The organism is Paenibacillus liaoningensis (genome assembly GCF_059609455.1).
In genome coordinates this window covers 266,888-291,375 of record NZ_JCAALU010000004.1, presented here as the reverse complement: position 1 = coordinate 291,375, position 24,488 = coordinate 266,888, and the positions used below count along the sequence as shown (strand labels likewise).

General features: G+C 47.0%; 27 protein-coding genes and 1 pseudogene. 6 read left to right on the top strand and 22 right to left on the bottom strand.

Annotated features, from left to right (window positions below; all coding sequences use genetic code 11):
• Window positions 1-18 precede the first annotated feature (18 nt).
• The 7 genes and pseudogenes from pelA to AC6B99_RS07420 all read right to left on the bottom strand — a co-directional run bounded on the left by pelA (window position 19) and on the right by AC6B99_RS07420 (window position 6,534).
• Window positions 19-969: a pectate lyase gene (pelA, locus tag AC6B99_RS07450; protein ID WP_496663102.1), complete on the bottom strand. Its 951-nt coding sequence runs from the start codon at window positions 967-969 to the stop codon at window positions 19-21.
• 167 nt (window positions 970-1,136) lie between these two features.
• A complete protein-coding gene (locus AC6B99_RS07445; RefSeq protein ID WP_081419113.1) occupies window positions 1,137-1,634 on the bottom strand; it encodes an EVE domain-containing protein in 498 nt (165 codons plus the stop codon).
• A gap of 204 nt (window positions 1,635-1,838) precedes the next feature.
• Window positions 1,839-2,444 (bottom strand): pentapeptide repeat-containing protein, encoded by a 606-nt coding sequence (locus AC6B99_RS07440; protein ID WP_496663101.1) that lies wholly within the window; start codon window positions 2,442-2,444, stop codon window positions 1,839-1,841.
• Window positions 2,445-2,465: 21 nt separating this feature from the next.
• Window positions 2,466-2,786 (bottom strand): hypothetical protein, encoded by a 321-nt coding sequence (locus AC6B99_RS07435; RefSeq protein ID WP_056041855.1) that lies wholly within the window; start codon window positions 2,784-2,786, stop codon window positions 2,466-2,468.
• The gene (gene uvrA, locus AC6B99_RS07430; protein WP_496663100.1) at window positions 2,752-5,328 is read right to left on the bottom strand and encodes an excinuclease ABC subunit UvrA; all 2,577 of its coding nucleotides are present in this window, start codon (window positions 5,326-5,328) and stop codon (window positions 2,752-2,754) included. The genes AC6B99_RS07435 and uvrA overlap by 35 nt, the downstream gene beginning before the upstream one ends.
• 153 nt (window positions 5,329-5,481) lie before the next feature.
• Window positions 5,482-6,346, bottom strand: a pseudogene (locus tag AC6B99_RS07425) (MFS transporter); the annotation flags it as partial.
• A gap of 14 nt (window positions 6,347-6,360) precedes the next feature.
• Window positions 6,361-6,534: a hypothetical protein gene (locus tag AC6B99_RS07420; protein ID WP_442952561.1), complete on the bottom strand. Its 174-nt coding sequence runs from the start codon at window positions 6,532-6,534 to the stop codon at window positions 6,361-6,363.
• 141 nt (window positions 6,535-6,675) lie between these two features.
• Here AC6B99_RS07420 and AC6B99_RS07415 point away from each other — a divergent pair, with 141 nt between their 5' ends.
• Entirely contained in the window at window positions 6,676-7,620 is a 945-nt protein-coding gene (locus AC6B99_RS07415) for a helix-turn-helix transcriptional regulator (protein WP_056041862.1), read from the top strand.
• A 93-nt stretch (window positions 7,621-7,713) separates the two neighbouring features.
• Here the strand turns inward: AC6B99_RS07415 and AC6B99_RS07410 are convergent, their stop codons facing one another.
• From AC6B99_RS07410 to AC6B99_RS07390, 5 genes are all read right to left on the bottom strand, one after another.
• Window positions 7,714-8,265, bottom strand: a complete 552-nt coding sequence (locus AC6B99_RS07410) for a methylated-DNA--[protein]-cysteine S-methyltransferase (protein WP_056041863.1) — start codon at window positions 8,263-8,265, stop codon at window positions 7,714-7,716.
• Between the two features lie 95 nt (window positions 8,266-8,360).
• A complete protein-coding gene (locus AC6B99_RS07405; RefSeq protein ID WP_056041866.1) occupies window positions 8,361-8,759 on the bottom strand; it encodes an Rrf2 family transcriptional regulator in 399 nt (132 codons plus the stop codon).
• Between the two features lie 94 nt (window positions 8,760-8,853).
• Window positions 8,854-10,620 (bottom strand): ATP-binding protein, encoded by a 1,767-nt coding sequence (locus AC6B99_RS07400; RefSeq protein ID WP_494861995.1) that lies wholly within the window; start codon window positions 10,618-10,620, stop codon window positions 8,854-8,856.
• Window positions 10,617-11,297 carry a response regulator transcription factor gene (locus AC6B99_RS07395; protein ID WP_056041870.1) on the bottom strand — a complete coding sequence of 227 codons (681 nt, stop codon included), beginning with the start codon at window positions 11,295-11,297 and terminating at the stop codon, window positions 10,617-10,619. The genes AC6B99_RS07400 and AC6B99_RS07395 overlap by 4 nt, the downstream gene beginning before the upstream one ends.
• Before the next feature lie 233 nt (window positions 11,298-11,530).
• Window positions 11,531-12,082 (bottom strand): hypothetical protein, encoded by a 552-nt coding sequence (locus AC6B99_RS07390; protein WP_494861997.1) that lies wholly within the window; start codon window positions 12,080-12,082, stop codon window positions 11,531-11,533.
• 97 nt (window positions 12,083-12,179) lie between these two features.
• On the opposite strand from AC6B99_RS07390, the gene AC6B99_RS07385 reads away from it, so the two are divergent.
• Entirely contained in the window at window positions 12,180-12,776 is a 597-nt protein-coding gene (locus tag AC6B99_RS07385) for a TetR family transcriptional regulator C-terminal domain-containing protein (protein WP_494861999.1), read from the top strand.
• Between the two features lie 103 nt (window positions 12,777-12,879).
• Here AC6B99_RS07385 and AC6B99_RS07380 read toward each other — a convergent pair whose 3' ends face one another.
• Window positions 12,880-13,416 (bottom strand): ClbS/DfsB family four-helix bundle protein, encoded by a 537-nt coding sequence (locus tag AC6B99_RS07380; RefSeq protein ID WP_494862001.1) that lies wholly within the window; start codon window positions 13,414-13,416, stop codon window positions 12,880-12,882.
• Window positions 13,417-13,470: 54 nt separating this feature from the next.
• A complete protein-coding gene (locus AC6B99_RS07375) occupies window positions 13,471-14,046 on the bottom strand; it encodes a GNAT family N-acetyltransferase (RefSeq protein WP_494862003.1) in 576 nt (191 codons plus the stop codon).
• A gap of 177 nt (window positions 14,047-14,223) precedes the next feature.
• On the opposite strand from AC6B99_RS07375, the gene AC6B99_RS07370 reads away from it, so the two are divergent.
• Complete coding sequence (locus tag AC6B99_RS07370; protein WP_496663099.1) at window positions 14,224-14,526, top strand: hypothetical protein; 303 nt, start codon at window positions 14,224-14,226, stop codon at window positions 14,524-14,526.
• Between the two features lie 59 nt (window positions 14,527-14,585).
• Here the strand turns inward: AC6B99_RS07370 and AC6B99_RS07365 are convergent, their stop codons facing one another.
• From AC6B99_RS07365 to AC6B99_RS07345, 5 genes are all read right to left on the bottom strand, one after another.
• Window positions 14,586-15,011: an Rrf2 family transcriptional regulator gene (locus AC6B99_RS07365; RefSeq protein ID WP_099521865.1), complete on the bottom strand. Its 426-nt coding sequence runs from the start codon at window positions 15,009-15,011 to the stop codon at window positions 14,586-14,588.
• 14 nt (window positions 15,012-15,025) lie between these two features.
• A complete protein-coding gene (locus tag AC6B99_RS07360; RefSeq protein ID WP_494862007.1) occupies window positions 15,026-15,598 on the bottom strand; it encodes a xanthine phosphoribosyltransferase in 573 nt (190 codons plus the stop codon).
• 3 nt (window positions 15,599-15,601) lie between these two features.
• On the bottom strand, window positions 15,602-15,826 hold the full coding sequence (locus tag AC6B99_RS07355; RefSeq protein ID WP_056041882.1) for a hypothetical protein: 225 nt from the start codon (window positions 15,824-15,826) through the stop codon (window positions 15,602-15,604).
• 111 nt (window positions 15,827-15,937) lie between these two features.
• The gene (locus AC6B99_RS07350) at window positions 15,938-16,258 is read right to left on the bottom strand and encodes a hypothetical protein (RefSeq protein WP_046229684.1); all 321 of its coding nucleotides are present in this window, start codon (window positions 16,256-16,258) and stop codon (window positions 15,938-15,940) included.
• 82 nt (window positions 16,259-16,340) lie between these two features.
• On the bottom strand, window positions 16,341-16,910 hold the full coding sequence (locus AC6B99_RS07345; RefSeq protein WP_056041884.1) for a xanthine phosphoribosyltransferase: 570 nt from the start codon (window positions 16,908-16,910) through the stop codon (window positions 16,341-16,343).
• A gap of 232 nt (window positions 16,911-17,142) precedes the next feature.
• Here AC6B99_RS07345 and AC6B99_RS07340 point away from each other — a divergent pair, with 232 nt between their 5' ends.
• Window positions 17,143-17,856: a hypothetical protein gene (locus AC6B99_RS07340; protein WP_496663098.1), complete on the top strand. Its 714-nt coding sequence runs from the start codon at window positions 17,143-17,145 to the stop codon at window positions 17,854-17,856.
• A 2-nt stretch (window positions 17,857-17,858) separates the two neighbouring features.
• On the opposite strand, the gene AC6B99_RS07335 is transcribed toward AC6B99_RS07340, so the two are convergent.
• Entirely contained in the window at window positions 17,859-19,148 is a 1,290-nt protein-coding gene (locus AC6B99_RS07335) for an ArsB/NhaD family transporter (protein ID WP_494880585.1), read from the bottom strand.
• A gap of 123 nt (window positions 19,149-19,271) precedes the next feature.
• On the opposite strand from AC6B99_RS07335, the gene AC6B99_RS07330 reads away from it, so the two are divergent.
• Window positions 19,272-20,315 (top strand): YkvI family membrane protein, encoded by a 1,044-nt coding sequence (locus AC6B99_RS07330; protein ID WP_056042087.1) that lies wholly within the window; start codon window positions 19,272-19,274, stop codon window positions 20,313-20,315.
• 55 nt (window positions 20,316-20,370) lie between these two features.
• Here AC6B99_RS07330 and AC6B99_RS07325 read toward each other — a convergent pair whose 3' ends face one another.
• Window positions 20,371-21,504 carry a glycosyltransferase family 4 protein gene (locus tag AC6B99_RS07325; RefSeq protein WP_056041890.1) on the bottom strand — a complete coding sequence of 378 codons (1,134 nt, stop codon included), beginning with the start codon at window positions 21,502-21,504 and terminating at the stop codon, window positions 20,371-20,373.
• A 227-nt stretch (window positions 21,505-21,731) separates the two neighbouring features.
• On the opposite strand from AC6B99_RS07325, the gene AC6B99_RS07320 reads away from it, so the two are divergent.
• Entirely contained in the window at window positions 21,732-22,901 is a 1,170-nt protein-coding gene (locus AC6B99_RS07320; RefSeq protein WP_496663097.1) for a GGDEF domain-containing protein, read from the top strand.
• A gap of 639 nt (window positions 22,902-23,540) precedes the next feature.
• Here AC6B99_RS07320 and AC6B99_RS07315 read toward each other — a convergent pair.
• The gene (locus AC6B99_RS07315; RefSeq protein WP_496663096.1) at window positions 23,541-24,065 is read right to left on the bottom strand and encodes a GNAT family N-acetyltransferase; all 525 of its coding nucleotides are present in this window, start codon (window positions 24,063-24,065) and stop codon (window positions 23,541-23,543) included.
• Window positions 24,066-24,488 lie beyond the last annotated feature (423 nt).

Here is a 24,488-nt window from a genome sequence, read left to right as displayed (position 1 = left end):
ACAAAGGCAATTGCACCATTACTTAGCCGGCCAGTTGCCATACCAGGCATAGCCTGTTCTTCTTTCTTTCTCGATGTCGCTAAGCTTGTACTTCACTATGCCGTCCCGGCCTACAAAAATCGGCTTGTTGCTGCCTATTTCGTAAAAGCGTGCCCAGATCGGCGTCTTCACATTTGGATCGCTAATGACAACGACATCGCCGCTCTTCTTCTCGACCCGGATTCCCGTAATCTGCGACGCTTTGAACCAGTCTTCAGCGCCCTTGATGGCCGCAGCGATTTTAGCATCGGATGCTCTTGTTTTTAGAAATTTTACAATGTTTACACTCTCCTGAGCGGTGAGAGACGGCACTTCATAGATTCTAGCTCCGGCTGGCTTCAGCGTGCTGGAATCATGCTGCTGTCCCCATGCCGTCAATTTGCCATTGACAGTAACCTGTGATTTCAGGATGCAGTCTACTCCTTTGTCCACCGCTTGCTTGCTTTTGCTAGCCAAAGTGCTGTCGATAAAGGAGAAATCGCCTTTCTTGTTCGCAACCTCATCCAGCAAAATCAGCACATTAATCATCGCATTATCATTATAAGTAATATGTTTATGATAGCCGGAGCTTTGATACACTTGCGGGAAACCGCCATTGGCATATTGCATATTGATCAGGAAATTAATGCCCTTGATCGCCGCTGCGGAATATTTGCTGTCCTTCGTTTTCTTATACTCACTAGCTAATCTGCGAATCTCCGAATAAGTTGCCTTATTATCAATCGTAGATTTAGCCCATTCGCCGCTGCTCTGTCCGTAATCTTTTCTCCACCCTCCGTCACTTTGCTGGTTCTTCAGCACATTCGAGATGCTTGCTGTCGTACCCGACGCATCTGCCGCCATAACGGTTGCAACTGGCTGCAGCAGCACTGCTGGAGCCGAGAGCAGCATAGTAAAAGCTAGAGCTACGGATACCGTACTTTTTTTCATGGAACAATTCACTCTCCTAATTTTCAAATAGTTGTAATTTTTGTCTCATAATTACCTTTCGAATTATACTTAGACCTTATAAATTTGTCAATAATATCCTTGTAAAAAATTGTCGCTAGATGTAGAAGAGTGTCTAAACATGGCGTTATATGACATTCGCTATACACCTATAAAGCATGTAGCTCTTCCTCTATACTTTCCCCTAGCATTTTTATGGCAATTGTCAAAAAATCCGCCTCGCTAATTTTAATTTGTCCGAAGCGGAAGCAATAGCCCCAGTTGCGTTTGCCACTCGTAAACGTCAAGTCGTCCAACAGACCCGCGATTTTCACGGTCCGGCAAGGCAGAAAGCGAACGGCCCGCCGAAAGGGAATAAACGATTCCGTCATTTGATGCGGATAAATCCGGTCATCCATCATCTGCCCAATGGCGGTAAACGCCTGCAGCGATTCTCCTCCGTTCATCTCCGTACGCGGCGAATAATAAATGAGCCAATCTCCCGCCCGCATCCGCTTCAGCGCAGCTTCCTTGCCGTTGCAAAGCTGTGCAACCCCCTCCTCCACACCTATCCGCACATGCGCTTCCGAGACGACGCCTATCCAATAGCGGCGCTGCTCTAGCGAATCGCTTGCTACTGCGGCTAAACTATCCTGCTCCATGGACATTGCAAGCTGCGCCGGCTGCTGAGTGTGTCCCCTTTGCGCCAATTGCTCTAACTTCTTCATTACGGCTTTCGCATCATACGCTTCATTTCGTAACATATTTGCTCTCTCCTCGGCCTTTTATTAAGCTAACTATACAAAAACACTACTGACAACAGGTTGTCAGTAGTGTTGATCACCTTCTCTAGCTCGTCCATTTCCTTCAAATTAATTGATGATGGCTCCATAGGATCGCAAGAAAATAACGGCCTGTTCGCTATCCATACGTACCCCCTTCAAATCAAGGCCCTTTAAATCAATCCCATCCAGCTTGGCCCCTCTTAAATCGGCTCCTTTAAGTCTAGCTTTGCTTAAAGAAACTCGGGTCAGATCGGCATCTCTTAAATCCGCCTTCTCCAAATTAGCATCCGTAAAGTCAGCCTCCAAAAAACGAACGCCTCTTAAATCTTGTTTTGAAAATCGGGCATGCCTTAAGTTCGTGTAAGCCCAATCTCCTTGAGCAATCGTAATTCCGTCCATTTGGGCACTCGAAAAGTCGGAGCCTGTCATTTTGCAAGCGTTGAATATGGAAACAAATAGGTTTGCATCGTTGAAATTACAATTTTCGAAGGCTGTCCCCGTATGAACGGAGCCGTTTAAGGATGTTCCGCGAAAGCTGCATTCGACAAAACGACAGTTAGTCGTAACTACTTCCTCCATGGAAGTATTCGTAAATGTGCATTTAGTAAACGTACAGCGAAATAATTCGCCATAACGCAAATCACGTCCATCAAACCGAACCTCATTATAAGACTGCTCCTTGTATTGGTACAAAAATAACCCTCCTGCCCTATTTTATTGCTTCTTTTTGGATTCTGCCTTTTTCTTCGATGACTTTGTTGATTTTTCTGGCGTTTTTCGCTCAGCTAGTACAGCAGCCAATTGATCCGCCTCTTCTCTGAGCAGCTTTTCTTGCTTCGATTGATATTCCGATATAATAAAGTTTTGGAGATCAGAATTGTTCATTTGCAGAAATTGAGCAAAAGCTTCCGGATATTGGAATGATTTTTCCCCAATTGCATTTGAAAATAAAACGTTTATTTTCCCGTCTTCCTTGCCTACTACACGCCCAATACCAAATTTAATATGGGTAACCGGTTGATCCATCATATTCATTGGATTCGTTTCCTTTCAGCTCAGCTCGCAAATATTGGCCGGTGTAGCTCGCTTCGCAATCGGCCACCTCCTCTGGGGTACCTGTGCAAACGATACTGCCGCCATGTGTACCACCTTCGGGGCCTAAATCGATGATATAATCTGCGTTTTTAATCAAATCCAAATTGTGCTCAATAACAACTACCGTATTCCCGCCATCGACGAGTGCATGCACTATATGAACCAGTTGATGCACATCCGCCACATGCAGCCCTGTCGTAGGTTCATCCATAACATATAGGGTTGAGCCTGTAGCCGGCTTCTGCAGCTCTGCTGCAAGCTTCACTCGCTGTGCTTCCCCTCCTGACAAGGTCGTGGAGGATTGTCCCAGCTGCACATACCCCAGTCCTACCTTGTAAAGCGCTTCGATCTTTTTACGAATTTTAGGAACGTTGCCGAAAAAAGTGACCGCTTCATCCGCTGTCATTTCTAACACTTCCGCTATGCTTTTACCTTTATAGTGAACCTCCAGCGTTTCACGATTGTATCGCTTCCCTTTGCATACATCACAGGCTACAAATACGCTAGGAAGAAAATGCATCTCCAGCTTCATCATTCCGTCGCCGGCACATGCCTCACAGCGGCCCCCCGATATATTGAACGAAAATCTTCCCGGGCCGTAGCCACGAACTTTCGCTTCATTTGTCAGGGCGTAAAGAGATCTAATTTGGTCAAAAAGTCCGGTGTACGTAGCCGGATTCGAACGTGGGGTACGTCCTATCGGGCTTTGGTCAATGTTAATGATTTTATCTAAAAAATCGATTCCCTGCATTTGCTGATGATTTCCCGCACTCGTGTGGGAGCGGTTGAGCTCCGCAGCTAGCCTTTTATAGACGATTTCATTGATTAGGCTTGATTTTCCTGAACCCGAAACGCCCGTCACACATGTAAAGGTGCCTAGTGGTATGGAAACATCAATAGCTTTCAAATTATTTTCTGCCGCACCGATAATCGTTAAAGATTTCCCATTGCCTTTACGCCTGTATTCCGGGACGGCAATTTGTTTTTTACGAGATAAATATTGTCCGGTTATCGAGCTTGGTTCCTTCGCAATGTCGACGAGCTTTCCTTGCGCAACAACATATCCGCCATTTTTTCCAGCGCCGGGCCCAATATCTACAATCCAATCTGCTTGTCTAATCGTTTCTTCATCATGCTCAACGACAATGAGCGTATTCCCCATTGCACGCATGTCCTCTAATGCCGACAACAGGCGCGCATTGTCTCGTTGATGAAGGCCAATGGAGGGCTCATCTAAAATATATAATACGCCCGTTAAGCCCGAACCGATTTGCGAAGCTAATCTAATGCGCTGGCTCTCACCCCCGGAAAGAGTGCCAGATGTCCTTGAAAGCTGTAAATATTCCAAGCCTACATTGTTCATAAACTGAAGCCGGGAACCAATTTCCGCAACGATCAATTCAGCAATCGCCGCCTTCGTTCCAGGCAGCCTCAAATTCGCAATAAAATCAAGGGCAGCAGAAACAGATAACCTGCAAAATTCAGCGATGTTCATACCGCCAACCGAGACAGCAAGCAGCATGGGCGCAAGACGGTCTCCGTGGCAATCTGGGCATGGCGGCGCAAGCGTTTCATCCACAGCCTCCTGCTGCATCCCAGCAGCTCCCTTAAAAGAGGCCGCTTTGACTTGAAAGCCTAGCCCGGAGCAGGTCCGGCATGCCCCTTCTTGGTTATTGAATGAAAACATGCGTGGCGTTAACTCGGCTAATGACACCTCGCAGCGTGGACAGCTGTAGCTTTGTGAGAAGGAAGTCTCTTCCCCGCTGTCATACTGATAAATAAGGACGATATCCCCAGCTAGCGAAAACGCGGTTTCAAGGGAATCGGTCAGCCGCTGTGCATCATCTGCTTTCACCGTAAGCCGGTCAACGACAATTTCCACCGTATGCTTCTCGTTTTTATGAAATGGAATATCATCATCCAGCTGATAAAAGGAGCCGTCCACCCGGACACGCGCATAACCGCTAGCCTTGGCGTGCTCCAGTATTTTACGGTGCTCGCCTTTTTGCTTTCGCACGATAGGGGCAAGCACTGCAAACCTCGTTCCTTGCGGCAAACTATAAATTTGATCAACGATTTCATCAACAGATTGCCGGCTAATTTCATCGTTGCAAACGGGGCAATGCGGCGTTCCGACTCTGGCCCACAGCAAACGCAAATAATCATAAATTTCCGTAAGTGTCCCGACGGTAGAACGCGGGTTGTTGGAGGTCGTTTTTTGCTGAATGGCAATCGCTGGCGAAAGCCCTTCTATGGCGTCAACATCCGGCTTGCCGACTTGTCCCAAAAAATGCCGGGCATACGCAGATAATGACTCTACATAACGTTTTTGGCCCTCCGCATAAAGGGTATCAAACGCCAAGCTGGATTTGCCAGAGCCGCTCACTCCAGTAAATACGACGATTTGATCACGGGGAATTTGAATACTAATGTTTTTTAAATTATTTTCCCGCGCACCACTAACCTGTATAAAATGCTCCATCTGCTAACCTCCTAAATGACTCAAGCAGGTTGTAAAAAGCTCAAATAACCGTTTTCCGCCTGCGGCGTCTGTTCATGAAAAAAATCAACGGATAGCTCTCTAAAGCTGGATATCCGTTGATTAAGTCTCTATATCATTTATATCTCGAATGAACTAGGCAGCTTTTACACGTTTAATAAACAGTCCAACGATGGCCCCTGCGACTGCAATGAATAGGACAAACACAAAGGCATCCTGAATGCCTGCCGTAAGCGCGGCTGGTGTAAATGTCGAACCGCTTTCCCCAGCTGCATTTTGCATATAGTGATTGGCACCGGATGTCATGACGCTAACCGCTACAGCCATGCCAATCGCGCCTGCAATCTGGATGAGCGTATTCATAATCGCTGTTCCATCCGGATGCATATGGCGAGGTAGCTGATTCATCCCATTCGTCTGGGCTGGCATCCACACTAATAAAACACCGATCATGAGACAAATATGCAGCATGACAATGAACGCAATCGTGGATACAGCCGTTACAGCCGAGAAGAACCAAATCGTAACCGCCGCTAAAAAGATGCCCGGTATCACGTGCCATCGAGGGCCGAATTGGTCGAACAGACGGCCAAAACAACAAACATCGGGTGCTTGAATGCTCTTAAATTCATTAATGGCTGCTTCATCATCAATTGCCGAATGACGAACAATACGAGTGAAAGATGCGCGGTTTGGTAATGGCAGATACATTTTGCATATATATGAACCCAACAAGCGATGCAATTAGCATAAGAACGAGGGATAGCCAGAAAATCCAGTGCCAGCTTAAATGGGCAATCATCAATCCGGAGACGGTTGGACCTACAGCAGGTGCAGCCGTAAATACGAGTGTCACAAGTCCCATGGCAAAGCCACGCTTATGGGGCGGAAATATAATAAGCACCGTATTGAACATAAGCGGGAGCAGAAGTCCTGTTCCGATCGCCTGGAAAATACGGGCTGTCATCAGCACCTCGAAGCTGCCTGAAATTCCCCCAATACCAGCATCTTTATCTAGGAAATCAGCTTGCGGATCACTTCATGGAGCGGAATCATGCGGCGGCCAAGCAGCTTTGGCGGGTCGTCACTCTCGATTACAGCCAAGCTATTTGCAGGAACTAGCTGCAGCAATGATTCGACGATCAATGATCCAAGCTGACCCGTTGCTCCGGTTACCATTAATTTCATCTTTTAATACCTCCATATCCCTTATAAATTTGGATTTGTTCGTTTATGTCCATCGACATAATTAAAGTTATCATATAGAATTATGACAACAGTATGTCATAGTTTTTTTGCAAAAAAAAATAAAAAATAAGGATGAATCCCTTGAAGATTGATCGACTATTATCCATCGTTATGCTGCTGCTTGAGCGTAATAAGGTCAGTACTTCTACCCTTGCCAAAATGTTTGAAGTCACTCCTCGCACGATTTTCCGAGATATAGAAGCGATAAATAGAGCCGGCATTCCCATTATTTCTTATCCGGGTGTTCATGGCGGTATTGGCATTATGGAAGCCTACAAAATAGAAAAAAAGCTATTTACCGTTTCGGATATAACGGCCTTATTAATTGGGCTTAACAGCATTCAAGCTTCAATGTCCAGTGAAGAAATTTTAACTACGATTGCGAAAGTAAAGGGGCTCGTTTCCGAAGAGCAAATGAAGGATTTTGAAAGTCAAATTTCTATTGACCATACGCCCTGGCTAGGCAACCGTAACGTAAAGCCGAATTTCGAGGAAATGAAAAATGCGATTCATGAGAAGAAGCTATTGTCGTTTAAATATTCTGACCATAACAGCAAGCGGACGCTGAGAAAAATCGAGCCCTACCGTTTGGTACTGAAAAATTCAAACTGGTATTTACAGGGCTATTGTATGGCCAAACAGGATTTTCGCACATTTAAATTATCTCGCATTTCAGCTCTTAAACCTCTTAATGAAAGCTTTGTGCCTAGGGAAATTGGGCCAGAGCTATTCGAAATGGCTGAAAAACATACGATTACCATTAAGCTTCTAATTGATGAGTCGCTTCGCGACTTTATGGTGGAGTACTGCGGGGAGCAAAACGTCGAGCCTCATGGAGGAAATAATTTTGTCGTTTCCTTTCCATTCAATGAAAATGACCTTGGATACGGTTATTTACTTGGCTTTGGCGATAAATGCGAGTGCCTGGAGCCTGAACATGTGCGTTTAGAGCTTATTAAGAGAATTAATCATTTAGTGGATACTTACAAGCTGCGTGCATTCCCGCAGGTGGACCATGAGAAATAAGCTTGTAACAGCTTTTGAAAGCGGCATAACCTAATAAACCTTAAGCAAAAAAAGCGTGAAGCTTGGACGAAATACGAGTGTCCAAGCTTCACGCTAAAATTGAAATCTTGCATGCCCACCGTCTGCTATGCCTTCAATGCGCTCCAGCTCCAGCAGCTTGCGCTTCATCTCCAGACCTCCGCGAAAGCCAGTCAGCTTGCGGTCCGCCCCAACAATTCGGTGGCAGGGCAGCAAAATCGGAATCGGGTTGGCGCCATTCGCAGCACCGACAGCCCGTACTGCCGTAGGCCGTCCGATGGCAGCCGCAATATCGCCATAGGTTCGAGTCTCACCATAAGGCACCTGACCAAGCGCGGTCCATACTTGCTGTTGAAAGGCCGTCCCGATTAAATCGAGCGGTATTTCAGCAAAGGAGCTGCGTTCCCCGGCAAAATAACGCTCCAGCCATTCCACAATGCCTGTCCGTCTAATCGCCTCTGCATCTTCCCGCGGCTCCTTGCCAGGCGCTGCTTTGTTCATCCAATTGCGCCAGCCTTCCAGCTCCTCATGTGGGAATACTACACGGCACAGCCCCCGCTCGGTTGCAAGCAATAACCACCTTTGCTTGGCAAGCTCCAGCTCCATCCACATCATATCCGTTCTCATCAGCCCTCGTCCTTTCCTAGCGAATGTTATGAAAAAGAAACCCATAGACTGGACGCTTCTACTCCAAGCGTCCAGTCTATGGGCATCCGTCTATGCTAATGTTCCGGCATTTTTTGAGCAAGCTCAAATATCGTTTGATTTCTTAGATGCTCCTCCATCTTCCCCTCAGCTGACACCATCACTTGTTGAATTAAACAAGTGGAACTATGATTCAGCGAGCAATCAAACAAGGAGGCCGTGCCTTCGATGGCATGAATAATATCCAGAAACGATATTTGTTCCCAATTGCGCTTTAGCTTGTAGCCTCCGTTGGCGCCTGAAGCGGATTCAATCATGCCCGCTTTAACGAGCTTGGTCAATATTTTGGACAAATAGGTAGGCGATACTTGCTGCCTCTCTGCCAACTGCTGAACCCCAACTGGCTTATCCGGGCTGGTCGCCACAAGAAACAGCATCGTATGAAGAGCATAGTTAGTAGCTTTTGAATATTTCATGCGGGTCATTCCCCTCAATACAAGACTTCATTTATCTATATTAGCGGTTATTAGCTTAGCTAGTCAAGCTTGCCGGGTGACTACAAAGCGGGCATCAGCCTTTAAAAATGACCGTGAATTTCACGCCCTTCTCGGTATTTTCAACCTGGTACTCACTTTCATGGAGCTCCAAGATCCGTTTCACAATAGAGAGTCCCAGTCCCGTGCCTCCTGTTCGCCGATTGCGCGAGCTTTCGACGCGGTAAAAACGCTGCCATATTTGCTCCAGCTTTTCCTCGGGAATCGTATCGCCAACATTTTCTATGGAGAAAATCAGCCTGCTCCCTCTGCCCTCAATCTGAATCGTAATGGCGCTGTTTTCCTGCGCGTGCTGAATCGCATTGCCTATGAAATTTGATAGCACATGCTTCATCCACCTCGCGTCGGCATGCAGCGGGAGCTCATTGCTCGTCATGACGGTAGCCTCAAGCTGCTTAGCTTGCAGCATATGGACATAGTTTCCCGTCACTTCCTCAAGCAGCTCGCTAAGCATAAATGTGCTTTTACGCAGCTTGAACGTATCGGATTGCAGCGTGGCCAAATTGAGCATGTCCTCCACAAGCATTTCCATGTTCTGCGCTTCCTCTACAATCACCTTTAAATAGTGATCCTGCTTTCCCGCTCCTACGCCATCCTGCAGCCCTTCGCTGAAGCTTTTCACAATACTAAGCGGCGTTTTCAGCTCATGAGAAGCATTTGCGAAAAATTCCTGCTGAGCCTGTTCCATCCTTTGCTTTTCCGCAATATCTTTTACAAGCTGCTGATTGGCCTTCTTCAGATCTCCTAGTGCAGTGTCCAAGCTGCGTGAAAGGGTATGGAGGCTGCTTGATAAGCTTCCCAGCTCATCGTTTTGCCGAATTGGCTCATGCACGCTGAAATCGAGCTGCACCATCCTTTTGGCTGCATTGTTCATCGAAATGAGCGGACGGGTAACCATTTTTGAAAAAAAGAACGATAAAATGATGATGAGGATAAATCCACCTACACCTAAATAGACGTAAAACCAACGCAAAGCTTCATTCGTTTCGCCGATTTCCTGCAGAGAGGTGACGGAAAACAGCAAATCCACTTCCCCCGATTGCTGCTCAACGGGATAAATCATGATCGAATTGCGAACACCTGACCATGTTTGCGTCCACTTTTCCTCTACAACCTCCATGTTTTCGAGCTTTTCCTTCCGCTCCTGACTGAGTGGGAACCACTCGCTGATCGCATCCAGCAAAATGCCTTGCCGCGTCGTATACGTCCTCGAAACGGGTTGGATCAGTTCGGTGACGATGCCGGAAACCTTCTTATACTCGCCTCCGATCGTCACATTGGAGGTGTAGCCTACACTTGGGCGGCCCGTTTTGTGAATGCTTAACGGATAAAGCACCTGATTCATCGATTCTGCCCCAGGCTCCATCTCCCCTTCCACCGTTACAACATTCCCCGACTGAATGCCGGCTGCCCGGAATTCCGTTTCGTAGCTATTCAAGAACAAGGACAAGGGAACAACATACAAGCTTTGATCATCCGTTTTTAATGTAATGTGATAAGGATCATCCATTCTCACTTTGCCGTCCAGCGTTAAAATGGCGAGCTGGATTTTATTTTGAAGCATAAAACGGGCAGCTTCATTAGACGTTTTGCTGGAGCTCCAGCCGGTCTGGGCATAGTTTTGGGCAAATTTCGCCAGCTGCTTTTCATTGCCGCTTATTTTCTGATTTTCATAAAATTGATCAAACAGCAGCAGCTGACAGAGGATGACCATGCCGTAAAAACAAAGAAAAAAGACAACGGTCATAATGAACAGCTTAAAAGTAACTCCCCGCTTCTTCATGGCTCCTCCTCAAATTTATAACCCGTACCAATAACGGTGCGAATATGCCGGGCCTCAAAGCCGAGCTTGCTCCGGAGCTTCTTAATATGGGAATCAACGACACGGGAATCCCCTTCAAAATCCATCCCCCAAATTTGGTTCAAAATGACGTCTCTGCGCAAAACAATCCCTTTATTTTTAATTAAAAACAATAACAAATCGTATTCTTTAGGCGCGAGCACCACCTCGGCGCCGCTTACATCCAAACGGTGAGCGGTCAAATTAAGCATCGCATCGCCAAATTTCAATATATTCGGCTGCAGCACGACGCTGCCCTCCACCCGTTTCATTAAGGCGGCTGCTCGCGCCAGCAGCACCTTAGGACTGAAGGGCTTCGTCACATAATCGTCGGCACCTAGCTCAAACCCCATAATTTTATCTTCATCGCTTGATTTAGCCGTCAATAAAATAATCGGAATAGCCAAGCTGCTCCGTACCTGCCGGCATACCTCGAAGCCATCCAATTGCGGCATCATAATGTCGAGAATGATCAGATCGGGCTGCACAGTGCCCAGCCAAAGCAGCGCTTCCTTGCCATTTTCCGCCTCAAATACGCGCCAGCCGCTCATCTTGAAATAATCGGCTATCACTTCCCGAATCAAGCTTTCGTCTTCAACTAGCAATAACGTTTTATTCATTATTTGAGTTCCTCTTCTATCCATAATGATCCTTACTTTAACAATCGACTATGGCTTTTATGTGCCCAATCCGCTCAGAGCAGATCGATCTTATCTATTATACCCAATCTAGTTTGAGGAGATAGGTCGTGCTGCATAACCATATAGCAAAAAGAACGAAGCATAGCTGCTCTTCCAAAGGGAAGAAGCGCCTTCGCTTCGTTCTTTTTGTACACCATTAACCTACTTGCTAGTCAACTGGCTTTCTCATTAGCTGCTTTAGCCTTTCTTGGCCAGATCGTATAGCTGAAGCTGATCACAAAATCAATGCCGAGCACCCATGTCCACCACTCCATGACTTGCCTTAAAGCCACTGTCTGGGGCGGCTCGTTAACCATTATAATCATGCCATACAACACTGCACATCCAATAGCCCAAGCAGCGAGATGGCGAAGCCAGCCTAACCGCTCATTGCGGGCATGCTCTTCACCCGTTTTCGCTTTCTTCTGTGGTGCAAGGCCTCCGGCAAAGCGATGGGCAAACTGCACATCTGCCCAACGGATCATCGAATGCCCATATGCGATCGAACAGCCGATATATATGGCAGCCAGCCCGTGAACGAAGCTCGCCTCTGCCCCGCCACGAAGGTGAATAACTGTAGCGGCAAGCAGCACCAGATCGATGACAGGGGTGCAGTACAGCAGAAACGCTCCTAGCTTAGGGGCGCGCAGCATATAGCGGCTAATTAGACCAGCCAGCACAAACACCCAGAAAGCCATTTCACAGCCAATAATAAACACGGCCATTGTATCCTCCGCCTTTTTTAGTACGAATGTATTATTTAAATACCGTTGTTATTATAGCTCAATTGTATTAAAAAAACAACTGCGCTATAATACACTCATGCCAAAAATAGTTGATCACAATAAACGAAAAGAAGAAATTGCCGAAGCCGTATGGCGCATTATCGTTAGGGAAGGGCTGGACAGCGTCTCCGTGCGCCGCGTTGCCGACGAGATGGCCATGTCGCTCGGATCCATTAGACATTATTTTGTTTCGCAGGACGAGCTGCTGGTCTTTTCCATGCAGCTTGTTTCACAGCGTGTCAATGAGCGTATACAAGCGCTGCCCTTTACCGGAATGGTCCGCCACGATATGGAGCTGATCATCTGGGAGCTGATGCCGCTGGAGGAAGTGAGTATGCAAGAAGCGCAAATTTGGCTCGCCTTCGCAGGAAGAGCGTCCGTAAGCGAAGCGATACGAGCGATAAGCCTCAGCACCTATGAGGAAATATACAACGGCCTAAGAAGGTCGTTAGAGCATCTTATCCAGCAAGGCGTAACGATAGCAAATATAGATGCCGAATACGAAACGGCAAGGCTTCATGCCCTAGTGGACGGACTTGTCGTGCATGGCGTCACCTATCCACAGCGATTCAGCAAGGAAAGGATGAAAAGCATCGTTATCCAGCATCTCGATACACTGATGAAAATCCCTTGAACATCTGGATGTTTTCAAAAAATAGGAGCTGGTCAGTTGGAAGCCATTAAATAAGCTATGCCGTTGATCCGGCTTATTTAATGGCTTCCATATGTATCATTTACTATGGAGTTAATGATTTATGCTTTATATTATATTTTTTCCATTTCCTTATTTTCGCACGGAATGATTTAAATGGAGCCGCCGAATTAATATGAATCCACCGGGCCATCGGCCAGTTTTCCTTACTACCCGTCCAGTGGCGAGCGCCTTGTATAAAAAGCTCGTCCTCGGTTAATGTGTCAATCCATTCCAGCCAGCGCTGCTCCTCTTTCCGAAATAAGTCTCTAAGCTCAGATAGGGAATATGTACCGTACCTCTCGTAAAAAGATTGGTACAGGTTACCGAGCTGGTTCCATTTATGATCTGGAGTTGGCATAATGACACGGCGCCCTGCTTCCTCATCCCTATCCCAGCCCATAACTAGACCAAGCCAGCCCAGTTGGTAAGCGATTATTTCAGCAGGCGTTTTATCCACGTCCGGTATTCTGTCATCCTTTTGATCATTGCTGATTTCATCAAACTCCTTGTCGAGCAGTAAATAATTGGAGTGGATAACTTCCAACAGCTCTTTTTTGGATGTATATTCATAGCTCGCCATAATAACACCCCTCTTTATCATTTCGGTTATATCACATCCGTGTACAATGATGAATTAATATTCATACCCTTTCACCTTCGCATAAACACAAGTATTAGCAAGCTCGCCTGTCTGCTCACGGGCGGACTTTCGCAAAATGCCCTCCAGCGTAAAACCGGCCCGCTCCGCTACCCGCGCACTGGCGTGGTTCATCTCATTACAGCGAATTTCGATTCGGCTGGCATTCAGCTCCTGAATGGCAAAGGTGGTAATTCCATTTACCGCCTCCGTCATCAAACCTTGGCCGGAACGCGACGTTCTCAGCCAATAGCCGATTTCAAACCTCCGCACATCCCAGTCAAATCGGTGCAATCCGCTGCTGCCGACAAATTCACCCGTCTGCTTATCAAACAAATGCAGGGGCAAATCGGTACGCTCCAAAAAATTCAACCGAGCCTTCCTTACATAAGCTTCCGATTGCTCTACAGTAGGCATGGTTTGCACAAATGGCATCCACGGCTTCAACTGCTCCAGGCTTTCAACAATAGCCTCATTGCTAAAAACACCGTCCCCCCACTGCGGAGCCCGAATGAGCAAGCGCTCGGTTTCAAACGATTCAGGGAAAGAAATTAAAATTGGATTTTCGCTCATTTCATACAGCACCTCCTGAAGGTTAAGGAAATAAATTTTTTATAGTATAACGGCGATTCCATTATTTTACCAGCCTATTCTCGCCAGCTTTCCCCTCTATTCCTTTATGAGCCTATTAATCTATAAAACAATCAATTGTCTCGTTACAAACACTAGGTTCGCTTCATATATTATCTTATGAAGTGGAAAGGGGAATGCATATGCCTAACATCGAAAGTTCACACCGTTCTGAAGGTAACCGTACTGGCGGCAACCGTACTGGCGGCAACCGTACTGGCGGCAACCGCACTGGCGGCAACCGTACTGGCGGCAACCGTACTGGCGGCAACCGCACTGGCGGCAACCATACTGGCGGCAACCGCACTGGCGGCAACCGCACTGGCGGCAACCGCACTGGCGGCAACCGCACTGGCGGCAACCGCACTGGCGGCAACCGCACTGGCGGCAACCGTTAATCGCCATGCTCCTTTGCTCCCTTGAGCTGAAGCAAATACAAACAAGAAGAGCTGGGCCTATGAAGGCCCAGCTCTTCTTGTTTGTTAAATTTTACTCGCAATACTCTGTGTTACCTGCGACAGCCGTATGGATGCAAGCTTATCCTCCATCGCCTGCTGCGCTTCAGCAAACACCTCTTCGAGCGACGACTGGATGTTTCGTCCAGTCGGACAAGCCGGATTCGGCTTGTCATGAATCGCAAACAATTCCTCCTGCGTCTGCGATTGAACTGCCCGATAAATATCGAGCAGCGAAATTTCGTCCAGCGGACGGGTAATGCTCGCTCCAGCCACTCCCGGACTAGTCTGTACAAGACCCGCTTTCGCCAGCATGCCGATGATGCGGCGAATGACAACCGGGTTTGTATTCACACTGCCTGCAATATGGTCGGACGTCAAACGCTCGTCCTTATCCAAATCCAGCAGGCTCATGATGTGTATGGCTACTGCAAACCGATTGCTAGTCACGATGACCACCCTGCTTTCTATTCGACAAATGCAACCTGTCCATTCGAAAGTGAAGCAATTCTTGCCAGCGACTCCACTCGGTATCCCAGCTCAAGCAATCGTTCTCTGCCCGGTTGGAAAGACTTTTCAATGACGATGCCGATTCCTGCAACTTTGGCTCCAGCTTGCTCTACGATGCGCGCCATGCCAAGTGCCGCCTCCCCATTTGCCAGGAAATCATCGATGACGAGAAACACATCGTCCGCCTGTACAAACTTGCGGGCAACGCTAACCTCGCTCTCCTCCTGCTTCGTAAAGGAATATACCTTATGCGTGTATAAATCATCTTGAAGCGTCAATGACTTGCGTTTCCGGGCAAAAATCAGCGGAACGTCCAGCTTCATTGCCGCCATGACGGCAGGCGCAATTCCTGATGATTCAATCGTTAACACCTTCGTCACACCCGCAGCAGCAAACAGCTCTGCAAGATGCTCCCCAATGGCAAACATCAATTTCGGATCAATCTGGTGATTCAAAAACGAATCTACTTTAAGCACCTGCTCGCCTAGCACGATGCCCTCTTCTCTAATCTTCTGCTTCAAAAGCTCCATCCGTCATACTTCCCCTTCCAAAATGCTGCCACGTTCCTGAGAGGCCGGTTCATACAAATACGTCCTGCTCAGCTTGACGACCCGCCTGTTTGCTCTGCGAATGACGACGGAAGCATCATCCCAAGCTACGACGATGCCAATGACGTCATTCATCTCCAGCCCATCGCGGACAACGCGCACTTTCTCGCCGCTTATTCGGAACTGATCCAGCAATTCCTCACTAACCATGCACGAACACTCCTCCCCTCAAGCCGTACTCCCGTATATGGTGAAAAAAAACCTCAATAAACTGTAGAACCGTTTATTGAGGCTGATATATGCTATTGATCTGCGTATGCCTTAGCCAACATGTTCCTTGGAATCATTCGTTTCATACCACTCATCCAATACGCGCGAGGACATGACACGCTTACCAATGTACTCGGCTTGACGCTCGCTAAACGGCTCACGCCATTCCAGATCCAGCTCTTCAAACAGCTTCACGATCGTAAGCAGCTCTGACCATGCTACATATCTTTTGTACCAGAAAAATTGCGGATGCTCAATCATATAAGGGTACAAATCATCAAATTCCGTATGTTTGCAATCTAATGCACGCTCAAAATGATTTTTCGCATCGGATAATTTGACATCCATGAATTCTGCTGACCAATTTCCCATTATTTCTGCCTCCCCTCGATCACTTACGTTTTATTATAAGCCAATTTCACTTGCGGGGAAAGAGCAATTGTTCTGGAACATCTTACTCAAATGTAATTTGGCCGCCTTCAAGCGACGAGATGCTAACGAGCGATTCCACGCGAACCCCTTGCTCACGCAGCGTGCGCGAGCCTGCCTGAAACGATTTTTCCACGACAACACCCATGCCCACAAGCTTTGCGCCAGAGCGCTCAATAATTTTGAGAAGTCCTCGTGCTGCATCGCCATTGGCAATAATATCATCAATAAACAGCACCCGGTCTTCGCTTGTCAAATATTGCTTGGATACCATAATATCGGTAACCATCCCTTTCGTAAACGAAGGGACACGCTCACAATAAGCGTCATTATCTGCGATTAGCGTCTTTTTGCGTCTTGCAAAAACAAGCGGTACACCAAGCACATAAGCAGCTGCAAAAGCAGACGGGATGCCTGAAGACTCTATTGTGATGACCTTCGTAATTTGCTCCCCAGCGAAGCGGTTTGCAAACTCATGGCCCATTTCCATCGTTAATGCAGGATCGACCTGGTGGTTGATAATAGAATCCAGCCTAAGCACATCCGTTGACAGTACCGAAGCCTGTTCCAAAATTCGTTGTTTTAAAATATCCATCGTATGCCATTCCCCCCACCAAAAATTCCTTTTGGATAACTTACCATAGGTATAGCCAGCAGCGCAATAAGAAACGCATAACTTGCCTCCTCGTTTCCGCCCATAGGAATTAATGGGTCGTTTCCCCAACTTTTTTGCCCTTTAACAGAAACTTTTTCCCAATATCATCCGTTTTACCTTATAGTAGAATAAAAGCATCATCACAATGATGACAAGCGAGGAGCGCTGCAAAGTGACGAACATGAAGAAATCACCTTATCGATTTGCAAAACATGCCGCAGTTATAGCCATTGCCGTTGCAACAGCTGGCTGTCAAAGCATGGCCGGGCCAAATGAAACGGCTCAAAGCGCAAGTACTCCCTTGACAGCAGACCAGCTGCTCACTCAGTCGGACAGCCCGCAAAAAACCTATTTGGAAAACGTTCTGGAGCAACAGCAAAGCCCTGTGCAAAATCAGGCGATTGAAGATCATGTAGACGCCAGTACCGAAGTGAATGCTGCAAACGGCTTGTCGAGCAATAAAACAACACCAGCCAAAACAACGGAAGAAGGAAAATGGAATGCCGCCAAGCCGGCACTTCTCGGCCTTGCAATCGGCGATTCTAAAGCAGCCATGACGAAGCTTTTTGGCACCGCTCTCGATTCCTACACGCTGGAGGAAGAAAATCAGGTTAAAATTGAAGTCCACGAATATGATGGCTTCGCTATTGGCCTGAGCGACAAAAATACGATTCAATACATCGAAGTGTATGATAAAAAAGTAAAAACCGGACTGAGCGGCGTTAAAATCGGCGACCATTCCAAAACTGCCGTTAAGGCGCTTGGCAAACCTACGTCACAAAGCGGCTTTATTATCGCATACGAGGGAACAAAGACGCTGCTCAAGCTCGATCTTGATCCCGATTTAAGCGAGATCGTGTCCATCAAGCTGCTTGCCCGCAGCTAGCTTTAGTAATCCCCGGTCAACCACAGCATGAGTAAAGCAACGAGCAAAATCGGAAACGTAAACAGCAGCCCATATTTCGTATACTCCCGCCATGAAACCTTTACGCCGCCCTGACTCAGCAGTTGCAGCCACAGCAGCGTAGCAAGCGAACCGATGGGCGTAAGCTTCGCCCCAATCGCCGTTCCTAGCAGGCTGGCGTAAGGCAAATAATCTGCCCCATTCACCTGAGTAATCGCAAGCGACGAAATGAGAACCGCGGGCAGGTTGTTAATAGCTGCCGCCAGCAGCGCAAACAACAATCCCGAACCAAATATGCCAGCCATTGGCGAGCCGCTGGAAGCCGCAGCAATCAAGTCCGGAAACCACGCAACAGCCCCATGCACATGCAAACTGTACACAACCAAATTCATCGCCAGCGCAAATACGATAATGAGCCACGGTGCCCGCAGCACCGTCTGTTTGGCATCCACTTGTTTAAAAATAGCCGACGCCACCCAATGGAGCCCCGCACAACCAAGCGCAATCACACAAGCTGGAAGCCCGAAATGCTCCGACATCAAATAACCGGCCATCATGATGATGATAATGACCCAGGAAAGCCTGAACAGCGTAACATGGCCCAGCACGGTTGCAGGCTTCGGAAATACCTTTGGCATGTCGCCCCTGCTCTTGTCATTTTTAATGATCCGGCCAAAATAAGTTAAAGTAACTGCAATGGTCGCGCTAATTGCCGCAAGTCCAGGCAGCAGCATTTGCGAGGCATATTGATCAAAAGGAATATGAAAAAAATCGGCCGTCAATATATTCGTCAAGTTGCTCATCATCAAGGGAGCGCTTGCTGTATCTGCCATCAGCCCGATTCCGAGCAAGTAGGCGAGCCTTGCTTTACGGGACAGCTTCAGCAGCGCGGTTACTTCGAGCACAATCGGCACCATAATCAAAATCGTTCCATCGTTGTTGAAAAAAATCGTAATTCCCGCAGCGAGCAGCGACAGCATTGTAAACAGCAGCAGCGGCAGTCGGTTAAAGCGATGGACAATATGCAGCGCCGCCCAGCGGAAAAAGCCATTTTGATCCAGCAAAGACGTAAAAATCATAATGCCAATCAATGAAAACGTCGCATTCCACACAAATCCCCAGATGTATACGACATCCTCCAGCTTTAGCAGCTGTAAAACAAATAAAATAATAGCTCCGGCAAGCGCAATTAAAGCTTCATTCATGCCTTTTGGCTTCACCAGTATAAGCGCCAGCGTGATAATAAATACGATAATGGAAATAATCATAGTCATAGCCTTTATGCCAACCTGCCTTTAGTCAGATGAACTTGCAGTCATGCCCGTCCCGTTTTGGACATACCTTCTATAAAGCATGTGCAGAAGAGTTCGGAAACGGGGGAAGGGCAAATCATGATAATGAAACGAACAGGTAAGGTGCTGCAAATTGCATCTACCTATATGGGTACTGTTGTGGGAGCCGGCTTTGCGACAGGGCAGGAAATTTTACAATTTTTCACCCGTTTCGGCTATTGGGGGACGCTGACGATCGCTTTAGCGACCTTCCTCTTCATATGGCTAGGTACCAAAATGATGCTGATTGCCAGCGATATTCGCGCCAAATCGTATGAAGATCTGAATAAAGCGCTGTTTGGCGAGCAATATGGCCGTTGGATCAGCCACTTTATGTTCGTTATTTTGCTCGGGGTTACCGCCGTTATGCTAGCTGGAGCCGGAACGATTTTTTATGAAAACTGGAATATCTCTTATCAAACCGGCCTGCTCATTACGATTGTCGGCTGTTATTTCCTGCTGCGCAAAGGGATGAAGTCGATTTTGATGGTCAATGCGATCGTCGTTCCCGTCATGCTGCTGTTTACCGTCCTCATTATTATTGATACATTCAATACGCCAGGCGCCGGGCGCTTTATCTCGCTTGCCAGCGATCATTCGATCTGGGCAGCATGGGCTGCGCCTTTCCTGTATGCCGCCTTCAACCTGTCGATGTCCCAAGCGGTACTTGTCCCGCTCGGAGCCGAAATCCGCGACCGTAAAGTGATCATCATCGGCTCTTGGCTCGGCGGCATTGGCATTGGCTTCATGCTTCTTGCCGGCCATATTGCCTTGTCCGTACATATGCCTGGCATTCAGCAATATGCCATTCCAATGGGAGGCATCGCCAAGCAGCTTGGGCAAAGCGTGCAATTTATTTATGTATTCCTGATTTTCGCCGAAATCTTCACCACTTTGATCGCCGACATTTACGGCCTTACCCTCCAGCTGCAAGAGCGGCTGAAATGGTCACGTTCCATTATTACAACGATCATCCTGCTGTTCTGCTATATGGCAAGCCAGATCGGATTCGGGCCGCTTCTATCCACTCTTTACCCGATATTCGGGCTGATCAGTCTCGGCTGGCTGTATTTAATTATCCGCAAGCGAATGGACCGGAGCGAGGCTTAGGCAGCTTCTGCCCTTGGCCTTCTGCTCCAGCCCACTCCGAAATGACAGCATTTGATTATTCCGCTTGACGCAGCGTATTGACGTACACTTTTTTCAACTGCGCAATAACCCGCGTCAGCGAATAAACCTGCTTTGCTTTATCCCAGCCTGAACGCGCCAAGTTGTAGCGATAAGAGGAATCCGTAACCAGCTTCTCCAGCGCCTCAGCAAGTGCAATCGGGTCCTCTGGGGGTACGAGCAATCCATTGACGCCATCATCAATTTGCTCCGAAATGCCCCCGACATTCGTTCCGACAAGCGCCAACCAGCAGAGCGCGGCCTCGGCAAATACGGAACCGAACGCCTCCGCCCGCGAAGGCAGCACGAAAATATCAAAAAACGGCATAAATTCCTCGGGATGCAGCATGTAACCGTAAAAAATAATATCGTCATATAAATCCAGCTCGACTGCAAGCTGCTCCAGCTCAAGGCGAATCGGCCCATCTCCAATAATATGCAGGACGAAGGGATGACCCCTGCGCTTCAGCTCGGCACAGCCATGAAGAAGAATGTCAATGCCTTTGGCCGGCACTAGGCGGCATACGGTAATGAGCTGTGGAACTTCATTTTCATGGGCAATCGGCTTAAAGCGCTTCTCATCAAATCCGTTCGGAATGACCTTAATCGCCGCTGCGTCCAACACATAAGGAGAAATATACGTGCGGAATGATTCCGACACCGTCAGCAGCTTGTCAACACGCGCTTCCAGCTCGCCGTAAATAGCGGTCAAAAATTGATGCACCTTGCCATTCTCTTCGATTTTGCCATTCAATATTAGCTCGCGTTCATAGCTGGAGTGAATCGTCATCATGACGGGCGTGTCTGGATAAAGCTGCTTCATAACCAGCGCCGCAATCGGATGATGCGCATGAATAATATCATAGGACTTCTTCAGCCGCAGCTTCGTCCACCAGACGTAATCGCGGTACGTTTGAATATATTTATCGACAAGCGGATCCCCTTCAAAAGCGTGGTAATCGAATGTTTCGAATACCACTTCCTCCTGCCCTTTTCCTCTTACTCGCTTCGGAATCGAGAATAGCTCCATTTCCCATCCCATTTGCTGAAAGCGGTCCTGAATATAGGGAATCATGGAAGAAACACCACCCGGCTGCTCCGGCGGGAAAAATAAAGCTTGTAAGATGTTCATAACTTCAATCTCCTCCAAATTTGCGCTCAAAGCCTCAATTACCCGTATTCGATTGCTTGCAACGGATTACACATTTTGGGCAACGATGCCGATACTACTTATATTGGCGTTGTTCATCTGCCATCAAACATGATATAGTAGAACATATGTTTCTGTAAACAAGACGAATGTTGACAAGCGCAATTATTTTTTTAATTTTTATATTTTGAGCATATGGTGGTCTTACAATGACAATCCTTTCCTGGTTAGCAGGACCTAATGGTCAACTGCTCGCATCTTCATGCGTTATTCTCATCCTTATTCTTATGTTATTCATGTCTGTGCGCCTTAGCGCCAGCTACAAGAACAATCGAACGTATGGGCTGCTCAATGCAACGCTGCCCTTCTTCATGATTCATCAGGCGCTGCTGGCCATGCTTGCTTATGCAGGCACCGCTATTCCGCCGTGGATTCATCTGCTGGCTACAACATTGCAAATCATTTCTTTTATCATTATAAACCTTGTTTTCATGAAATTATATACTCATCGGGGAACCCGCCTGAAAGTGACGCCTTTTGTCGTCATGCTCGTTCTCACTTTTGTGATCGCTGGGCTGCACATTACGTATATGTCCTTCACTGGAGCAGAGGCTGCCTCAGGCAGAGCAGGCAACTTTATCGGCCTTGATTTTTACGCCCTGATCGTTACGTTTCTGGTTTTGCTCGATACGAAGGGTATCGATATGAATACGAAATATTTCGCCAGCCTCGTCACCTATTTCGTCTATGAGCTCGCTCATTTGGCTGATGCGTACGCTTTTCACGGCACGATGCCAGGGATGCAAATTTTCACCTATTTGCTGTCGGTCGTCTATTTTGTCCAGCTGTTTCTGCTGTTGTTTGATTGGGTTATTGAGCGTCTTATTGCAACCTATCAATCGTCGATTACCGATGGTTTGACGGGGCTGTATAATCGCCGCACTTTCAATATGAAGGCGGGCCAGCTGATGAAGCGCGGCAAAGGCGTGGCCGTTATTTTCTGCGACATTGACAACTTCAAGCAGCTTAATGATACGCAAGGCCATCATAAGGCGGATATTGTGCTGAAGCAGGTGTCGGAAATTTTGAAAGAGGAATCGGCGGGAATTGGAACGGCCGGAAGATATGGCGGCGAAGAGCTGCTCACCTGCATTACCCTCGACAAGGTGAAGCCGGAGCGGGTAGCTGAATCGATCCGCAAGCGCGTAGAGCTGGAGACGATTGTGACGATCAGCGTCGGCGTATGCATCGCGAAGAAAAACGCAGACATTCAGGAGCTGGTGAAAGCCGCTGATGAAGCGATGTATACATCCAAAAAAAGCGGTAAAAACCGCGTCACCATAGCTCCCGCCTCTGCGGCTATGAAGCAGTCGCTTTAGAGATAGCTCGGCTCATGATGATTTTCAGCCATTTGTTTAAAATTCTGTTCATTCAGAATCTGAAATGTAGCGAAACAAAATGATATGCCTTGGTTTAAAAAAAGACGAACCTGCGGAGGTTTAACTGATTCGCAAGTGCGTCTTTGTTTTGTCTTTCTAGATGAGCTTGGCTGTCGCATTACAAGACTGGCACCGTTTTATTGTACTTTTGTTACCTGATTAGGTTAAAGTCTAGTGACCCAAAGGGCCGGGTCACTAGATCTTTGTGGCACTAATTGAGATTAAGTTCATATATTTCCCGTCGTCAGCATTCAGCAGCGCGATATTATCGCGTGCATGGTCGTTGTCGCACTGAAGCCATTCGTGCCACGCTTTAGAAAAGAAATTCATTTCTCTTACCGATTCCACGTAAACATTTGGCGACTGCTCCCATAATTTCTGCCACCAATCGCAAGTATGCCAATGAATATCATCCGTACTAGGTGAAAAGAACGGCTGCAACGCCTCAGGTACGCCCCCATCAAACTCGCATTCCTTTTTGCAAAGGCAAATTTGCCGTTAATTCCTCGATTATTACAATTGAACTAGGCCCCATTAAATTTGCTCTTATGAAATCAACGTTACCTAGGTCCCGTTTATTCATATTTGAGTCTCCTTTACTTTCTTAATAGGATATTTCCAATAAATCAACTCTTGATCTTCGTTGTCCATTTGAAATTCTAATTTCAATAACGCATTCTTAGAACCAATATTGTCATGTTCGCATCTCGCTGTTATGATTTTGACATCATCGTGATTTAGCGCCCACTCTAATAATTTCTGAGCGGCTTCAAAGCAATAACCTTTGCGACGGTGGCTATCATTCGTTGCAAATCCAATTTCAATCATACCGTTTTGATCGGGATCTCCTAAAAAACCAATCCCTCCAACAATTTCTTGAGTATCTTTTTCCAATATGATCCATGAGTCATATCCTCTGGAGCCGTTATTTTTGATCAGTCGTTCTCGAAAGTAAGGTAATGCCTCAAAAAAATCAGGACCTGGCCATTCTCCGTTAGATTTGTAACCCATAGCTTCAATAGCGCCGGTATCATGACGAGCTGCTGCGTCGATCAAATCAAGATCCAGTGTTTTTAATATGAGCCGTTTCGTTTGAAGTTTCATGTATTGTCCGCCTTTCTCTTACTGATTTTGGATCCAAAACATTCGATTTGGTTTGACCAATATTTGAAATTTTTCGATTCCACCCCCTATGCCAAAAAATAGAAAAGGGTAGAGATGAACATACGTCATCCCTACCCTCATGTTACCTGCTATTGAGCAACAAAAAAATCCGCGCTGAATCAGCACGGACATGAACTCATTATAACAGGTATCCCTAAGGATCTGGTTATATCCGTTGTTCTTAACTAATTCCGAAGCTTTCAATCCCCACCCGCATAACAAAAATCGGGCAGACGGATAGTAGGTACATGAAAACCTCATCATATGGAACTGGTTTAGTTAAGAATAACTCCAGACAAAAAAATCTCTCCTTAGTGAACTTTAGTCATTATACCAAAGACAATTTCACCTGCCAACCCTTCA

Bases quoted from the DNA above. Each gene is read 5' to 3' on its own strand.
- pelA (WP_496663102.1), bottom strand. From the start codon at position 969: ATGAAAAAAAGTACGGTATCCGTAGCTCTAGCTTTTACTATGCTGCTC.
- AC6B99_RS07445 (WP_081419113.1), bottom strand. From the start codon at position 1,634: ATGTCCATGGAGCAGGATAGTTTAGCCGCAGTAGCAAGCGATTCGCTA.
- AC6B99_RS07435 (WP_056041855.1), bottom strand. From the start codon at position 2,786: ATGAATATGATGGATCAACCGGTTACCCATATTAAATTTGGTATTGGG.
- uvrA (WP_496663100.1), bottom strand. From the start codon at position 5,328: ATGGAGCATTTTATACAGGTTAGTGGTGCGCGGGAAAATAATTTAAAA.
- AC6B99_RS07420 (WP_442952561.1), bottom strand. From the start codon at position 6,534: ATGAAATTAATGGTAACCGGAGCAACGGGTCAGCTTGGATCATTGATC.
- AC6B99_RS07410 (WP_056041863.1), bottom strand. From the start codon at position 8,265: ATGAGAACGGATATGATGTGGATGGAGCTGGAGCTTGCCAAGCAAAGG.
- AC6B99_RS07405 (WP_056041866.1), bottom strand. From the start codon at position 8,759: ATGAAATATTCAAAAGCTACTAACTATGCTCTTCATACGATGCTGTTT.
- AC6B99_RS07400 (WP_494861995.1), bottom strand. From the start codon at position 10,620: ATGAAGAAGCGGGGAGTTACTTTTAAGCTGTTCATTATGACCGTTGTC.
- AC6B99_RS07395 (WP_056041870.1), bottom strand. From the start codon at position 11,297: ATGAATAAAACGTTATTGCTAGTTGAAGACGAAAGCTTGATTCGGGAA.
- AC6B99_RS07390 (WP_494861997.1), bottom strand. From the start codon at position 12,082: ATGGCCGTGTTTATTATTGGCTGTGAAATGGCTTTCTGGGTGTTTGTG.
- AC6B99_RS07385 (WP_494861999.1), top strand. From the start codon at position 12,180: ATGCCAAAAATAGTTGATCACAATAAACGAAAAGAAGAAATTGCCGAA.
- AC6B99_RS07380 (WP_494862001.1), bottom strand. From the start codon at position 13,416: ATGGCGAGCTATGAATATACATCCAAAAAAGAGCTGTTGGAAGTTATC.
- AC6B99_RS07375 (WP_494862003.1), bottom strand. From the start codon at position 14,046: ATGAGCGAAAATCCAATTTTAATTTCTTTCCCTGAATCGTTTGAAACC.
- AC6B99_RS07370 (WP_496663099.1), top strand. From the start codon at position 14,224: ATGAAGTGGAAAGGGGAATGCATATGCCTAACATCGAAAGTTCACACC.
- AC6B99_RS07360 (WP_494862007.1), bottom strand. From the start codon at position 15,598: ATGGAGCTTTTGAAGCAGAAGATTAGAGAAGAGGGCATCGTGCTAGGC.
- AC6B99_RS07355 (WP_056041882.1), bottom strand. From the start codon at position 15,826: ATGGTTAGTGAGGAATTGCTGGATCAGTTCCGAATAAGCGGCGAGAAA.
- AC6B99_RS07350 (WP_046229684.1), bottom strand. From the start codon at position 16,258: ATGGGAAATTGGTCAGCAGAATTCATGGATGTCAAATTATCCGATGCG.
- AC6B99_RS07345 (WP_056041884.1), bottom strand. From the start codon at position 16,910: ATGGATATTTTAAAACAACGAATTTTGGAACAGGCTTCGGTACTGTCA.
- AC6B99_RS07335 (WP_494880585.1), bottom strand. From the start codon at position 19,148: ATGACTATGATTATTTCCATTATCGTATTTATTATCACGCTGGCGCTT.
- AC6B99_RS07330 (WP_056042087.1), top strand. From the start codon at position 19,272: ATGAAACGAACAGGTAAGGTGCTGCAAATTGCATCTACCTATATGGGT.
- AC6B99_RS07325 (WP_056041890.1), bottom strand. From the start codon at position 21,504: ATGAACATCTTACAAGCTTTATTTTTCCCGCCGGAGCAGCCGGGTGGT.
- AC6B99_RS07320 (WP_496663097.1), top strand. From the start codon at position 21,732: ATGACAATCCTTTCCTGGTTAGCAGGACCTAATGGTCAACTGCTCGCA.
- AC6B99_RS07315 (WP_496663096.1), bottom strand. From the start codon at position 24,065: ATGAAACTTCAAACGAAACGGCTCATATTAAAAACACTGGATCTTGAT.